11 protein-coding genes are annotated in these 15054 nt (G+C 52.7%); 7 read left to right on the top strand and 4 right to left on the bottom strand.

Annotation, left to right across the window (positions count from 1 at the left end; translation table 11 throughout):
- Positions 1–34: 34 nt before the first annotated feature.
- Positions 35–1981, bottom strand: coding sequence for a macrolide ABC transporter ATP-binding protein/permease MacB (gene macB / locus GUC46_RS08620; RefSeq protein WP_003036815.1), 1947 nt, complete (start codon positions 1979–1981; stop codon positions 35–37).
- Positions 1978–3093 (bottom strand): macrolide transporter subunit MacA, encoded by a 1116-nt coding sequence (gene macA, locus GUC46_RS08615; RefSeq protein WP_003036818.1) that lies wholly within the window; start codon positions 3091–3093, stop codon positions 1978–1980. Before macA ends, macB begins: the two co-directional genes overlap by 4 nt.
- 159 nt (positions 3094–3252) lie before the next feature.
- Between macA and GUC46_RS08610 the strand changes: the two genes are divergently transcribed.
- A complete protein-coding gene (locus GUC46_RS08610) occupies positions 3253–4200 on the top strand; it encodes a VirK/YbjX family protein (protein WP_032939152.1) in 948 nt (315 codons plus the stop codon).
- On the opposite strand, the gene GUC46_RS08605 is transcribed toward GUC46_RS08610, so the two are convergent.
- Complete coding sequence (locus GUC46_RS08605; RefSeq protein ID WP_003844351.1) at positions 4197–5855, bottom strand: ATP-dependent endonuclease; 1659 nt, start codon at positions 5853–5855, stop codon at positions 4197–4199. The genes GUC46_RS08610 and GUC46_RS08605 overlap by 4 nt on opposite strands.
- A gap of 371 nt (positions 5856–6226) precedes the next feature.
- Here GUC46_RS08605 and aqpZ point away from each other — a divergent pair, with 371 nt between their 5' ends.
- The 5 genes from aqpZ (at position 6227) to GUC46_RS08580 (ending at position 12568) form a co-directional block, all read left to right on the top strand.
- Positions 6227–6922 (top strand): aquaporin Z, encoded by a 696-nt coding sequence (gene aqpZ / locus GUC46_RS08600; protein WP_003840208.1) that lies wholly within the window; start codon positions 6227–6229, stop codon positions 6920–6922.
- A gap of 144 nt (positions 6923–7066) precedes the next feature.
- Complete coding sequence (locus GUC46_RS08595) at positions 7067–7966, top strand: lysine exporter LysO family protein (protein ID WP_058842341.1); 900 nt, start codon at positions 7067–7069, stop codon at positions 7964–7966.
- A gap of 155 nt (positions 7967–8121) precedes the next feature.
- On the top strand, positions 8122–9774 hold the full coding sequence (gene hcp, locus GUC46_RS08590; protein ID WP_003840204.1) for a hydroxylamine reductase: 1653 nt from the start codon (positions 8122–8124) through the stop codon (positions 9772–9774).
- A 10-nt stretch (positions 9775–9784) separates the two neighbouring features.
- Positions 9785–10753 (top strand): NADH oxidoreductase, encoded by a 969-nt coding sequence (hcr, locus tag GUC46_RS08585; RefSeq protein WP_160180101.1) that lies wholly within the window; start codon positions 9785–9787, stop codon positions 10751–10753.
- 201 nt (positions 10754–10954) lie between these two features.
- Positions 10955–12568 carry an FAD-NAD(P)-binding protein gene (locus tag GUC46_RS08580; RefSeq protein WP_160180099.1) on the top strand — a complete coding sequence of 538 codons (1614 nt, stop codon included), beginning with the start codon at positions 10955–10957 and terminating at the stop codon, positions 12566–12568.
- Positions 12569–12644: 76 nt separating this feature from the next.
- On the opposite strand, the gene GUC46_RS08575 is transcribed toward GUC46_RS08580, so the two are convergent.
- On the bottom strand, positions 12645–13079 hold the full coding sequence (locus GUC46_RS08575) for a DoxX family protein (protein WP_003840198.1): 435 nt from the start codon (positions 13077–13079) through the stop codon (positions 12645–12647).
- A 153-nt stretch (positions 13080–13232) separates the two neighbouring features.
- Between GUC46_RS08575 and poxB the strand changes: the two genes are divergently transcribed.
- Entirely contained in the window at positions 13233–14951 is a 1719-nt protein-coding gene (gene poxB / locus GUC46_RS08570; protein WP_003027264.1) for a ubiquinone-dependent pyruvate dehydrogenase, read from the top strand.
- The last annotated feature ends 103 nt before the right edge of the window (positions 14952–15054 follow it).

Below are 15054 nucleotides of genomic sequence, written 5' to 3'. Positions count from 1 at the left end.
AGCCTTTGCGGCTGGCATTTTTATCTCTGTGGCATTATTCCCGCGCCAGAGCATCTACTGGATCCAGACGTGCCGCATTCCGCGCCGGTAGCCAGCCAAACAACACCCCGGTTGCAGTCGAACACAGGAACGCCGTCAACAGCGCGACGGGTGAGAATCCAATTTCCCAGCCCGGCAGGAATAGCTGAAGTGTAAAGGCGATCAGCATCGACAGGCTAATGCCCAACGCGCCACCAACCAGACACACTAACACCGCTTCAATTAAGAACTGTTGCAGCACATCACTGGCACGCGCGCCAACCGCCATACGAATGCCAATCTCACGCGTTCGTTCGGTTACCGAAACCAGCATAATATTCATCACGCCAATCCCACCAACCACCAGCGAAATCACCGCCACCAGCGTCAGGAAGAGTTGTAATGTACGTGTGGTCTTTTCAGCGGTTTTCAAGACACCGTCCATATTCCAGGTGAAGAAATCCTTCTTACCGTGGCGCAACGTCAACAGTCGGGTCAGTTGCTGTTCGGCCTGGGCACTGTCAAAACCATCCTTTACTCGCACGGTGATCGAGTTCAGCCACGACTGCCCCATAATTCGTCCGGACATGGTGCTGTAGGGCAGCCAGACCCGCAGGATCTTGCTACTGCCGAACATCGACTGTTTCTCTTCTGCAACGCCAATTACCGTGGCCGGCATATTTCCCACCAGCACGACTTCGCCGACAACTTTCGCTTTATTGGGGAACAACTGGCGCCGGGTATTACTGTCGAGCACCACCACCTGAGCGCGCCCCGCCAGTTGCTCGGCGTTAAAGGTGGTCCCTTCGCTAAATGTCATGCCATAGACGTTGAAATAGTCGCCGCTCACACCGTTAGCACTGGCAGCAACGTCGATATTGCCATAGCGTAACCGCAGGTTCTTCGATACTGCAGGTGTTACCGAACTGACCCAGGGCTGCTTCTGTAGCGCCGTCAAATCGTCATACTTCAATGCCTGTTGATATTGCGGATCGTCGTCGCCGAAATCTTTGCCAGGATAGATATCAATGGTGTTAGTACCAATAGCGCGAATATCTGCCAGTACCAGTTGTTTAGCCGCATCGCCTACCACCACGATCGACACCACAGAAGCAATACCGATGATGATCCCAAGCATGGTGAGTAGCGTTCGCATCTTATTCGCAGCCATTGCCAGCCAGGCCATGGTAAGCGCTTCACGAAAACCGCTGACAAACTGGCTCCAGCCGGATGCCGTTTTCACCGTTGGCTCCGCGATATCGCGTCCACCAGAGGGTTTCTGTGGCGGCGGATTGCGCACAATCTCGCCGTCACGAATTTCAATGACCCGCTCGGCCTGTGCGGCAACCTGCGGGTCGTGCGTGACGATAATTACCGTGTGTCCGCGATCGCGCAGCTGATGCAAAATCGCCATCACCTCTTCGCCGGAATGGCTATCCAGTGCACCGGTGGGTTCGTCGGCAAGAATAACCTGTCCCCCGTTCATCAGTGCACGTGCGATACTGACCCGCTGCTGCTGACCACCGGAAAGCTGAGAGGGTTGATAATCAACCCTGTCGCCCAGACCCAACCGCTGGAGTAATTCCTGCGCACGCGCCAGGCGCTGCTTACGCTCGGTGCCAGCGTAAACCGCAGGCACCTCGACATTTTGCGCCGCGGTTAAATGTGACAGCAAATGATAGCGCTGGAAGATAAAGCCGAAATGCTCACGGCGCAGTTGTGCCAGCGCATCGCTATCCAGCGTGGAAACATCCCGCCCGGCAACCCGGTACGTACCGCTGGTAGGTTTGTCCAGACAGCCGAGAATGTTCATCAGCGTCGATTTACCCGAACCCGACGCCCCGACAATCGCCACCATTTCCCCGGCCTGAATGCTCAAGGATACGTCCTTCAACACCTCAACCAGGCCTTCACCTGAGGGATAGCTGCGGCGGATATGGCTCAGTTCAAGCAATGCTGTCATTTTGCAGCTCCAGCGTTGCCCTCGCCGGTAATGACTTCATCACCCTCTTCCAGCCCTTTCACGATCTCCACATCGGTGTCATTCCGCGCGCCGATAACCACTTCACGTTCGCGGGTTTCGCCGTTACGCAGTAACCTGACGTTATAGCGGTTGTTACCAATAGGATCGCCCAGTGCCGACAGCGGGATCGTCAGAACATTTTTGACATCAGTGAGCTGGATATGGACCTGCGCGGTCATATCCAGACGCAGGATCCCTTTCGGATTGGGAACTTCGAAGCGGGCATAGTAGAAAATCGCATCATTCACTTTCTCTGGCGTCGGAAGAACATCTTTCAGCGTGCCTTCGTAGCGTGTCTGCGGATCGCCTAGTACGGTAAACCAGGCTTTTTGCCCAGGTTGCAGGTGAATTACATCAGCCTCAGAAACCTGCGCTTTTACCAGCATGGTGCTCATATCCGCCAGCGTCAGAATATTAGGTGCCTGCTGAGCGGCAATAACGGTTTGCCCTTGCAGGGTAGTAATTTGCGTTACTTCACCTGCCATTGGCGCGACAATGCGGGTGTAATCAAGGTTGGTTTTTGCCGTATCGAGAGAAGCCTGATTACGTTTAATTTGCGCGTCAATTGTGCCAATTTGCGCCTGTTTGACCGCCATTTCGGTGGCCGCCGTGTCGAGATCCTGCTGTGAAACGGCCTGGGTTTTTGCCAGCTGTTGCTGACGGGAAAGCGTCACCCGCGCCAGTTTCCACTCAGCTTCTGCCTGTAAACGCTGGGCGCGCAATTCCATTAGCGTCGCTTCAACCTCTTTGATTTGGTTTTGCGCCTGTTCAGGATCGATTACGCCGAGCAACTGATCTTTTTTGACTTTATCGCCAATCGCGACCGACAGCGTTTTTAACTGCCCGCTGACCTGCGCCCCGACGTCAACTTTACGCAGCGCATCCAGTTTACCGGTAGCCAGCACGCTTTGCTGCAGATCGCCCGGACGAACAATTAATGTTTGATACTGAGGTAAAGGCGCATTAAGCGTTCGCCAAAGTGCAATTACCGCCACAATAAGGATGATGGCGAACAGAAAATAGCGTTTTTTGATTTTTCCCTTGAGCTTCATAAATGTCCCAATTCCCCCAATACGTCCACCAGAGTGGAGTGCTAAACATCAACGTTAAATAAATCGCCGTTGAAAAGCGCAAGAATAACAGAGTTATTGATGAATGGTTAAGATCCGCTGTGCTGAAATTAGTACCAGGGTATCAATCGGATTTATATTATGAGTCAACTAACTGAAAGCACTTTTCTTTCCACCAAACCCGTCACCAGCTTTGGTCTTTTTTACAGCCTGAGCAGCGGTCATTTACGTCCCGCACATTGCTGGGATAAGCGTAGCTTTCGTCGTAAGTTTATCTGGCGCTCACTCTTGATACCTCGCCTCACCCAGGAATGGATGACAGAACTGGCCCAATGGCCGGATCTTGAAAACCTGCTATCCCACCAACCCCGACTGCCGGTGCGTTTGCATCGTCCTTACCTTGCCGCAAACTTCACCCGTAAAATGCGTTTAGACGCGGTGCGTTTTCATTATAATGTTATCCGCCATGCATTTTTACCCGCAGAATTTAACGCCTTATTAAGCAATGACGGCTTACAGCTGGCGCAAATTGAAGGCAAAGATGGCGATATATTTACCGTAACCATGATGATGTTCCCGGTGCTGGATAAAGAGGGAGAGAGCACTATTCAGGTGCAAAATGGCGACGGCGACGTGCTGACTAAAATGACGTTTACGTTCTGCGAATATAATGGCAAAAGTACATTATTTATTGGCGGTGTGCAGGGCAATGCGCAACTTCCTCACGAAGCAATCCAAAAAGCGACTAAGTCCTGTCACGGGATATTCCCAAAACGTATTGTAATGGAAGCCATTTGCCGGTTAGCAGAACGATTGAATATCGATAATGTTATGGCAGTCAGCAATGAACAGCATATCTTTCGCAGCCAACGCTACCACGATAAAAATAAGGTAATTCATTCCGACTACAACGCATTTTGGGAATCGGTTGGCGGCGAGTGCGACAGACACGGGTACTATCATATTCCACGCACGCTGGCGCGAAAAAGCGAGGCGGATATTGCCAGCAAAAAACGCGCAGAATACCGCCGCCGCTATCAGCTACTGGACAGCATCCATTCGCAGCTGTCGTCGATGTTTCACCACTAATCCGCTCTGCCGCGTGCCAGCCACAGCACGCGGGAAAACATTTTTCGCAGCAGCGTTGGCACTGCGTCAACGCCGCGCCGCCCGGCTTCCATCGCTACCTCAATGGCTAAATCCGGTTTTGACGAACGATGTATCGCCTTGGAGATAATTTTTCGCATGTTCATGGGCACGTTCTCCGGGATTTGCGCCACCCGGTGAAAGACATCAGCAAACCCTTGGCGATACATAAAGTGTTCCATATCCAGCGCGGGGAGCATGGTTAAATGATCGCGTTCTTCCTCTCTGTCGTTATTCAACAAACCGCGCACCGTGGCCGCATACTTTTTCCCGGCTTCATCACCATCGACCAGCACATGCCACTCGATACCCATCCGGCGGGCGAATTTAACCAGCGGCTTAAGACCGGACTGGGCGAATTCAATTACCTTAATCCCTTCTGCATCAAAGTGATGTCCGCACTGACGGGCCAGTTCGTTAATAACCCAGGTTTCCGTTTCGCCTTCTACCAGCAACCAGCAGCGGGCAAACAACGATGACGCACGATTAAAACGAATATGAAATGCGATTCGCCGACCATCTTCTGCACTGATCCCACCCGGCCCCAGCCGCCATGCGGCGACGCGGGATGATTCACGAACCAGACGAACAACATGTTCCACGGGCGTAAGGGATAACAGCTCACCGGAGTTGGTTGTCGCCACTCGCTGCAGAGGCAGTAAATTCAACAAGTGCCAGGCCACCGAAAGCATGATGGGATGTAAACGCGTTTCCGGATCTTCCACCAGCAATAAAGGTCGGGCGTCTTTATCCAGCCTCAGCGTGCCTTTGGCCTGCAACAGGGTCGAAAACAGGCCCAACAGAATAACCCGGTGCGTACGTCCGCCGGGTTTATCAATCATGCGGTTAATAATGTCCAGATAGCGCCAGCTCCGTTGTTCGTTATTGGAGCGACGGCGCATCAGACGGTAACGGGACTGGCCAGCCCCCTGCTCGGAAAAATAGTGCTCCAACAACTGCACCATGGCCGATAACCCCTGGCGGATCTGTCCGTCGGTCAGGTTTTGCGGTCGGGTAGCCAGCTCACGCGCCAGAAAATCCAGTTGGCGGGCAGTGACTTCGACGTCCGCCGAATCCGGCACGGTACCGTTGCGGATCCGGCGCATAAATCGCGCGTCGCGCAGACGCAGTACCGGCATCAGGCGCACAAGATGCCGCGCCTGATCGTTAATGTCATCGAGAGGTAATGGATGGCCGTCGCCGTCAAGAAAACTGCGCAAGGTCAGAACGCTACCGTCATCCGCACACTCGCCTTCCAGACGATAAAAAATGCGGTGATAGCCATCCTGGCACGGCGTCCAGCTGGCTTCCAGAGGGCGATAGCGACGTACCCGGTAACGACCCGGCTGGGATTCACGAAACGTCAGGATAATGTGCAGGTGGTGTTCCCGGCCCTGTATATCGCCCGGCGGGAACCAGAAATCCTCGCGGACAAAATGATACAAGTCTGGCTCCGGCGACAGCAGCAGGGTTAAGGCATCCAGCAGACTGGATTTACCCCACGCGTTTTCCCCAATCAGCACGTTGCTCTGCTCCAGCATCAACGACAGACGGTTAATACCACGAAATCCAACAATCTCAACGCGTTCGAGAATCATATAGCCTCCGGAAATGCTAACTTTTTCCTTCAAGTTATCAGGAGTATAACGGCAAGCGGGTGCTCAGGACACCCGATATCAATCTGGCGTGAATCGCAAAAGCAAAAAAAATAAGAATATTCTTCTTATGTTTTCTCCTGAATATAATTTCAGAACTTAATCATCGTCCTTTCGCTAATTGGACTATGCTTCATTCACCCAAGATTCAAAAAGGAATCGCAACATATTGCCTTAAATCAAATTTTTTCATCAATTTAACTGGCGAAGGGATGATATTTTTTTCTAAAATACCCGCTCTTTCATCATCGTCCCTTTTAGCGATGAATTACCGGGCAAGGAATACGAACCCGGAACTTTTAATTGAGGTGGTTATGTTCAGGAAATTAGCAGCTGAATTCTTCGGTACGTTTTGGCTCGTTTTTGGTGGGTGCGGTAGTGCAGTGCTGGCGGCCGCATTCCCGGAATTGGGAATTGGATTTGCCGGTGTCGCGCTAGCATTCGGCCTGACCGTATTAACCATGGCATTCGCCGTGGGTCATATTTCAGGTGGGCATTTTAACCCGGCGGTAACCTTCGGTTTATGGGCTGGCGGTCGTTTCCCAGCAAAAGATGTTATTGGTTACGTTATTGCTCAGGTTGTAGGCGGTATTGTTGCAGCAGCGGCACTGTATCTTATTGCCAGCGGTAAAGCGGGTTTTGATGCAACGGCCAGTGGTTTTGCATCAAACGGCTTTGGTGAACATTCACCAGGCGGTTATTCCATGCTTTCTGCCGTCGTCATTGAAATTATTCTGACCGCAGGCTTCTTATTAGTGATCCACGGCGCGACCGATAAACATGCTCCGGCAGGTTTTGCACCTATCGCAATTGGTCTGGCGTTAACTTTGATCCACTTGATCAGTATTCCAGTCACCAACACCTCCGTAAACCCGGCACGTAGTACCGCAGTAGCCATTTTCCAGGGCGGCTGGGCATTGCAACAATTGTGGTTCTTCTGGGTTATGCCGATTATCGGTGGAGTACTCGGCGGCCTTATTTACCGCACTCTGCTGGAAAAACGCGATTAATCGCTAACAAAAAAGGCCTGGCGCAAGTCAGGTCTTTTTTATCCTCTCTATATTTCCTTTTATTTGCAACTTTACTCCCCTCTTTGCTTTGAGTAGTGTGTGCTAGCGCATTTCGTCTTACTTCTCAGCAAGGATCTGGTTTTCATGTTTTCAGGGCTGTTAATCATTCTGGTTCCCCTTATTGTGGGCTACCTTATTCCGCTCCGGCACAGGACTGCATTACAACTTATCAATCGCCTGTTGAGCTGGATCGTCTACCTTATTCTCTTTTTTATGGGTATTAGCCTGGCGTTTCTGGATAATCTCGCCAGCAACCTGTTAGCTATTCTTCATTATTCTGCGGTCAGCGTGACGGTCATTATACTGTGTAATATTGCGGCGCTGTTCTGGCTGGAGCGTTCGCTGCCCTGGAGACACAACCACAAGCAAGAAAAACTCCCCTCGCGAATTGCAATGGCGCTTGAGTCGCTCCAGCTTTGCGGCGTCGTCGTCATCGGTTTCCTGCTCGGCCTCACTGGGCTTCCCATTCTGCAGCATGCCACCGAAGCCAGCGAATATACGTTAATCTTTTTACTGTTCCTGGTGGGGATCCAACTGCGCAACAGCGGTATGACCTTAAAGCAAATTGTACTGAACCGTCGGGGGATGATCGTAGCCGTCGTCGTCGTCGCCAGTTCGATGCTGGCGGGGGTTATCAATGCATTGATCCTCGGTCTGCCGCTGAAAACCGCGCTGGCGATGGCATCAGGTTTTGGCTGGTATTCCCTGTCCGGTATTCTGTTGACCGAATCGTTCGGACCCGTAATTGGTAGTTCCGCCTTCTTTAACGACCTGGCCCGTGAACTGATCGCCATTATGTTGATTCCAGGAATGGTGGGCCGCAGCCGCTCTACCGCGCTGGGATTATGCGGCGCGACATCAATGGATTTCACCCTGCCCGTTTTACAACGCAGCGGCGGCCTGGAAATGGTCCCGGCAGCCATCGTCCACGGCTTTATTTTGAGTCTGTTAGTGCCTCTGCTGATGGCGTTTTTCTCCGCCTGACGCTCGGGCAAATACCTCTCTGGCGGTAGTCAGCTACCGCCAAAATTGCGCTAAATCAATCTCCCTGCAAGTAGTAGCAGAAATCCCTTTTATCCCTACGCGCACAGGCATAATCTTAAACATGTATATTAAATATAACTTTAAAAGGTGTGACCATGTTTTGTGTGCAATGTGAACAAACCATCCGTACTCCGGCAGGAAACGGCTGCTCTTACGCGCAGGGTATGTGCGGTAAAACGGCTGAAACCTCCGATTTGCAGGATCTGCTGATTGCTTCCCTACAAGGTCTGTCTGCATGGGCTGTTAAAGCACGTGAATACGGCATCATCGACCATGAGGTTGATAACTTTGCGCCGCGTGCGTTCTTCTCCACGCTGACTAACGTAAACTTCGATTCCCCGCGTATTGTTGGCTATGCCCGTGAAGCTATCGCCATGCGCGACGCCCTGAAAGCACAATGCCTGAACATCGACGCGAACGCAGCTGTCACCAACCCGATGGCCGATCTGCAACTGGTCAGCGACGATCTGGGCGACCTGCAACGTCAGGCCGCTGAATTCACCCCGAATAAAGACAAAGCGACCATCGGCGATAATATCCTCGGCCTGCGTCTGCTGTGTCTGTACGGCCTGAAAGGTGCGGCAGCTTACATGGAGCACGCCCACGTTCTTGGTCAGTACGACAACGATATCTATGCTCAGTACCACAAAATCATGGCGTGGCTGGGTACCTGGCCTTCCGATATGAACGCTCTGCTGGAGTGTTCAATGGAAATCGGCCAGATGAACTTCAAAGTGATGAGCATTCTGGACGCCGGTGAAACCACTAAATACGGTCACCCGACCCCGACTCAGGTCAACGTAAAAGCAACCGAAGGTAAGTGCATCCTGATCTCCGGTCACGACCTGAAAGATCTCTACAACCTGCTTGAGCAGACTGAAGGCACCGGTGTTAACGTTTATACCCACGGCGAAATGCTGCCAGCACACGGCTATCCGGAACTGCGTAAGTTCAAACACCTAATCGGTAACTACGGCAGCGGCTGGCAGAACCAGCAGGTTGAATTCGCCCGCTTCCCTGGCCCAATCGTGATGACCTCTAACTGCATCATCGACCCAACCGTTGGCGCCTACGACGACCGTATCTGGACCCGTAGCATCGTCGGCTGGCCGGGCGTGAGCCACCTTGAAGGTGACGATTTCGGTCCGGTTATCGCACAGGCGCAGCAGATGGCTGGCTTCCCGTACAGTGAAATTCCGCACCTGATCACCGTAGGTTTCGGTCGTCAGACCCTGCTGGGCGCTGCTGATACCCTGATCGACCTGGTGAGCCGTGAAAAACTGCGTCACATCTTCCTGGTTGGCGGTTGTGACGGCGCACGTGGTGAACGTAACTACTTCACCGACTTCGCCACCAGCGTGCCGGATGACTGCCTGATCTTGACCCTTGCTTGCGGTAAATACCGTTTCAACAAACTGGAATTCGGCGATATCGAAGGTCTGCCGCGTCTGGTCGATGCCGGTCAGTGTAACGATGCTTACTCTGCCATTATCCTGGCGGTAACCCTGGCTGAGAAACTGGGCTGTGGCGTGAACGATCTGCCGCTGTCTCTGGTGCTCTCCTGGTTCGAACAGAAAGCGATTGTTATTCTGCTGACCCTGCTGTCTCTGGGCGTGAAAAACATCGTAACTGGCCCGACTGCGCCTGGTTTCTTCACACCGGATCTGCTGGCAGTTCTCAACGAGAAATTTGGTCTGCGTTCCGTGACCACCGTTGAAGAAGACATGAAGCAACTGCTGAGCGCGTAAGGAGTAAAGAATGACAATGCCAACTCATCAGTGCCCATGGCGGATGCAGGTTCACCACATCCATCAGGAAACGCCGGATGTATGGACAATTTCGTTGCTGTGCCACGATTATTATCCTTACCGCGCCGGGCAGTATGCACTGGTCAGCGTACGTAATTCAGCGGATACGCTGCGTGCTTACACCATTTCCTCAACGCCGGGCGTTAGCGAGTACATTACGTTGACCATCCGCCGGATTGACGATGGTGCAGGTTCACAGTGGCTAACCCGCGACGTGAAGCGCGGCGACTATATCTGGCTGTCCGATACCATGGGTGAGTTCACCTGTGAAGATAAAGCGGAAGACAAGTTCCTGATGCTGGCCGCAGGCTGTGGTGTTACGCCAATCATGTCAATGCGTCGCTGGTTGGCAAAGTACCGCCCGCAAGCGGATGTACAGGTAATCTTTAACGTTCGCTCGCCGCAAGATGTCATTTTTGCCGACGAGTGGCGTGAATATCCGGTGACATTAGTTGCTGAAAACAATGCCACCGAAGGTTTTGTTTCCGGCCGACTGACTACCGAACTGCTGAAAAGCGTACCGGATCTGACCTCGCGTACCGTGATGACCTGTGGCCCGGCACCGTATATGGATCTGGTCGAGAAAGAAGTCAAAGCACTGGGTGTGACGCGCTTCTTTAAAGAGCAGTTCTTCACACCTGTTGCCGAAGCCGCCACCAGTGGTCTGAAGTTTACTAAGCTACAGCCGGCGAAAGAGTTCTATGCGCCGGTGGGCAGTACGCTGCTGGAAGCGCTGGAAAGCAACAAGGTTCCGGTTGTCGCCGCATGCCGTGCAGGCGTTTGCGGCTGCTGCAAAACCAAAGTGGTTGACGGTAACTACACGGTCAGCAGCACCATGACGCTGACCGACGCAGAAATCGCTGAAGGTTATGTGCTGGCCTGTTCCTGCCATCCGCAGGGTGATTTAGTGCTGGCGTAATTGGCCGGTATCTGATGTGCAAAAGGCTGCCTGGCTGTACCGGGTGGCCTTTTTTTATGCTCTCAGGCGCTGCAAAATTCTGATATTTTCACTCTCCCCGGCAAAATACCTCCTTCCCCCCGTAAATTATCGACCACACTTACACTTCGCAGATTAAGCATAATCCCCGACTACCACGTCGAACTTTCTACAAGGATCCCCATGAAAAAAGTGGCCATTGTCGGCGTCGGTCCCACCGGCATTTATACGTTTCATGCCCTGGTTGAGCGCGGTGAACCGCTGGAAATAGAGCTTTATGAGCAAGCTGAACAGGCGGGCGTTGGCATGCCTTATAACAGCGACAACAACGCAGACTTCATGCTGGCAAATATAGCCAGCATAGAGATCCCACCGATTTATATCAGTTATCTGACGTGGCTACAGAATCAAAATGATGACTATCTGGCGCAGTTTCGGATTGAACGTAATTCTTTGCATGAACGGCAATTTTTGCCCCGCGTGATCCTCGGTGACTATTATCGCGATCGTTTATTCGCTATCGTCGAGAAAGCGCGAGGCTCAGGCTTGGCGATTAGCATAAACGAATCAAGCGAAGTCACCGACCTGCGCGCAAACCCGAATGGGGTCTCTCTGTGGATCAATCATGCTTCACAGCCTATCGAGGTGGACTTCGCCGCTATCGCCACCGGTCATCTGTGGCCTGAAACGGATGTACAGACACGGAAGTTTTTCCCCAGCCCGTGGACCGGTCTGATGGACGTCCAGATTAGCGCTTGCCGGGTAGGAATTCTCGGCACTTCGCTCAGCGCGATTGACGCAGCGATGGCCGTGGCCTGCCAACACGGTGCCTTCACCACCGGGGCTGATAACGCACTCCAGTTTATCTGTAAATCCGACAGCCAAAGCCTGAAGCTGACCCTAATGTCGCGCAGCGGTGTGCTGCCTGAAGCGGATTTTTACTGCCCTCTGCCCTATGAATCGTTGAATATCGCAACGCCTGAAGCAATTGAAGACGTCATTGTCCATGGGCAAAAAGGATTACTGGACCGCATTTTCCGGATTATTGTACAACAACTGCAAGATGCAGCTCCGCAATGGAGCCAAGAGATAGCACTTGAGACACTCAACGCCGACACATTCCCCGAGGCCTACTTTGCCGACAGGCTTGAGCACGATCCTTTTGAATGGGCGAAGCGCAACCTGATTGAAGTTGAACGCAACAAACAGGAACAGCGTACCGTCGCATGGCGCTATACCCTGCTGCGGCTACACGAGGTAATCGAAGAGATCGTCCCACATCTTGATCCGCCTGATGAAAAGCGATTTAAGCAAGGACTGGCGCGCGTGTTTATCGATAATTATGCGGCAATCCCGTCTGAATCAGTCCGCCGACTGCTGGCTCTGCACGACGCAGGGATGATTGAGATCCTCACACTTGGTGCGGATTATGAGCGTACGAATGAGCAGGAAATGACGGTAATTTACCACCACGGTCGACGCAGCAAATTCGATGTGTTTATTGACGCCCGAGGGCAACGGGCATTGCAGAGCAAAGATATCCCTTTCCCAACGCTACGCGATCAACTGCTGGCCTGTGGCCATGAGATCCCGGATATCGGCGAAGATTACACGCTGCAAGCGCCGGAAAACGCCCGCAATCGCATCGCTTTTGGCGGGCTGCCGTGGTTGATGCACGATCGTCCGTTTATTCAGGGACTGGTTGTCAGTGCTGAAATAGGCGCCGCGATGGCAAGGGCATTGACGCAGCGAGCGCTGAGACGTCGGCACAAACTATGGAACAGTGATGACATATAGATTAGCGACAGATTGAACGACGAGGCGGGCAAACCGTTAGCGCACCCCCGCCTCGGTATTGACTCTCAAATGGTAACTATCGCCAGGCTGAATTTCCTGCAACGGAGTAACGCCCCGCCCCCAAAAACGCCACGGCCAGCGCACCGATGAAGAAATACACCAGACTTTCAATCGCCCATGCACCGGTTTTATCCAGTGTCCAGGTTTCGCCCATCCCGACCATCAGCCATGCCACAACCATCGTAAACGCCAGCCCCAACGCAGCCGGACGCGTCAGGATGCCTAGAATAATCAGACACGGCGCTACAACCTCTCCCAGCAGAACGCCGTACGCAATAAAGCCCGGGAAACCTTTCGCTATCAACATACCGCTGATGCCATCAATACCAGCAAACAGTTTATGCAGCCCATGAAACAGCATCAGCCCACCGACGGCAAGGCGTAACAAAAACTTGCCAAAATCTTCGTGAGTCAGTACTCGGTTAACTGAATTTAATAGTTTTATAACCATTTGAATTTATTCCTTGTTTCACCATGTCCAATAACAAACTACGCTTAATACAGGTTAAATGAAACCTGCCGGAAATAAGGGGGAAATGAGAAGCATAACGATTATCTTCATCTAAACTTGTAACCGGTATCACATTAGAGGAGAAGGAAAACCATGAAACAAACGGTTGCCGCTTTTATTGCTAAAACACTCGAACAGGCTGGCGTAAAACGCATTTGGGGTGTAACGGGTGACTCGCTAAATGGTCTGAGTGATAGTCTGAATCGTATGGGAACAATTGACTGGATGCCAACCCGTCATGAAGAGGTTGCTGCCTTCGCCGCGGGCGCTGAAGCGCAGTTGACGGGCGAACTGGCCGTCTGCGCAGGTTCGTGTGGGCCAGGCAACCTGCACCTAATTAACGGCCTGTTTGATTGCCACCGCAACCACGTTCCGGTGCTGGCAATCGCCGCGCATATTCCATCCAGTGAAATAGGCAGCGGTTATTTTCAGGAGACCCACCCGCAAGAGTTGTTCCGTGAATGTAGCCACTATTGCGAGCTGGTCTCCAGCCCTGAGCAGATCCCCCAGGTGCTGGCTATAGCTATGCGTAAAGCGGTGCTCAACCGTGGCGTCTCCGTGGTGGTATTACCCGGCGACGTGGCGCTGAAGCCCGCCCCTGAAAGCGCCACCACGCACTGGTATCATGCGCCGCTCCCGGTAGTCACCCCGGAAGAGGAAGAGCTGAGAAAACTGGCGCAACTGCTGCGCTACTCCAGCAACATCGCCCTGATGTGCGGCAGCGGCTGCGCCGGTGCGCATAAAGAGCTGGTTGAGTTTGCGGCTAAAATCAAAGCCCCGATCGTGCACGCTCTGCGCGGGAAAGAGCATGTTGAGTACGATAACCCCTATGACGTGGGTATGACCGGGCTGATTGGCTTTTCATCCGGCTTCCATACCATGATGAATGCCGACACGCTGATCCTGCTCGGCACCCAGTTCCCCTATCGCCCGTTCTACCCCACCGACGCCAAAATTATTCAGATTGATATCAATCCGGCGAGTATTGGCGCGCACAGTAAAGTTGATATGGCGCTGGTAGGCGATATTAAATCCACGTTACGTGCCCTACTACCTCTGGTGGAAGAGAAAACCGAGCGGCAGTTCCTGGACAAAGCACTGGAGCACTACCGCGAGGCGCGCAAAGGGCTGGATGATTTAGCCAAACCCAGCGATAAAGCCATTCACCCGCAATATCTGGCGCAACAGATCAGCCACTTTGCCGCTGACGATGCCATCTTTACCTGCGACGTTGGCACGCCAACGGTGTGGGCAGCACGCTATCTGAAAATGAACGGCAAACGTCGCCTGCTCGGATCGTTTAACCACGGGTCGATGGCTAATGCCATGCCGCAGGCACTCGGCGCACAAGCGACCGAACCAGGACGTCAGGTTGTGGCAATGTGCGGTGACGGCGGCTTTAGCATGCTGATGGGCGATTTTCTGTCGGTGGTACAAATGAAGTTACCGGTGAAGATTATTGTCTTCAACAACAGCGTGCTGGGATTTGTGGCGATGGAGATGAAAGCTGGTGGTTATCTGACTGACGGCACCGAACTGCACGACACGAATTTCGCGCGGATTGCCGAGGCCTGTGGCATCACGGGCATTCGCGTGGAGAAATCTTCAGAGGTTGATGAGGCGCTGCAAAGGGCGATGTCAATTGACGGTCCGGTGCTGGTCGATGTGGTGGTGGCGAAAGAAGAGCTGGCGATCCCGCCGCAGATCAAGCTCGAACAAGCCAAAGGTTTTAGCCTGTATATGCTGCGCGCAATCATCAGCGGACGCGGTGATGAAGTGATCGAACTGGCGAAAACTAACTGGCTCAGGTAAAACATCCTTATTAAACCACACACAAAATCATTCATGATGCATCAAGGCGGCAAGCCCGAAAATCCCCAGGAGCATAGGAATACTATGTGACTGGGGTTTGAGG

This window comes from Citrobacter sp. LUTT5, from assembly GCF_009905315.1.
Lineage (GTDB): Bacteria > Pseudomonadota > Gammaproteobacteria > Enterobacterales > Enterobacteriaceae > Citrobacter > Citrobacter freundii.
This window is presented reverse-complemented; position numbering and strand designations above follow the sequence as displayed.

Excerpts from the sequence above, each read along its gene's own strand:
- GUC46_RS08580 (WP_160180099.1), top strand. The coding sequence starts at position 10,955 with ATGAAAAAAGTGGCCATTGTCGGCGTCGGTCCCACCGGCATTTATACG.
- poxB (WP_003027264.1), top strand. The coding sequence starts at position 13,233 with ATGAAACAAACGGTTGCCGCTTTTATTGCTAAAACACTCGAACAGGCT.
- macA (WP_003036818.1), bottom strand. The coding sequence starts at position 3,093 with ATGAAGCTCAAGGGAAAAATCAAAAAACGCTATTTTCTGTTCGCCATC.
- macB (WP_003036815.1), bottom strand. The coding sequence starts at position 1,981 with ATGACAGCATTGCTTGAACTGAGCCATATCCGCCGCAGCTATCCCTCA.
- GUC46_RS08595 (WP_058842341.1), top strand. The coding sequence starts at position 7,067 with ATGTTTTCAGGGCTGTTAATCATTCTGGTTCCCCTTATTGTGGGCTAC.
- hcr (WP_160180101.1), top strand. The coding sequence starts at position 9,785 with ATGACAATGCCAACTCATCAGTGCCCATGGCGGATGCAGGTTCACCAC.
- aqpZ (WP_003840208.1), top strand. The coding sequence starts at position 6,227 with ATGTTCAGGAAATTAGCAGCTGAATTCTTCGGTACGTTTTGGCTCGTT.
- GUC46_RS08605 (WP_003844351.1), bottom strand. The coding sequence starts at position 5,855 with ATGATTCTCGAACGCGTTGAGATTGTTGGATTTCGTGGTATTAACCGT.
- hcp (WP_003840204.1), top strand. The coding sequence starts at position 8,122 with ATGTTTTGTGTGCAATGTGAACAAACCATCCGTACTCCGGCAGGAAAC.
- GUC46_RS08610 (WP_032939152.1), top strand. The coding sequence starts at position 3,253 with ATGAGTCAACTAACTGAAAGCACTTTTCTTTCCACCAAACCCGTCACC.
- GUC46_RS08575 (WP_003840198.1), bottom strand. The coding sequence starts at position 13,079 with ATGGTTATAAAACTATTAAATTCAGTTAACCGAGTACTGACTCACGAA.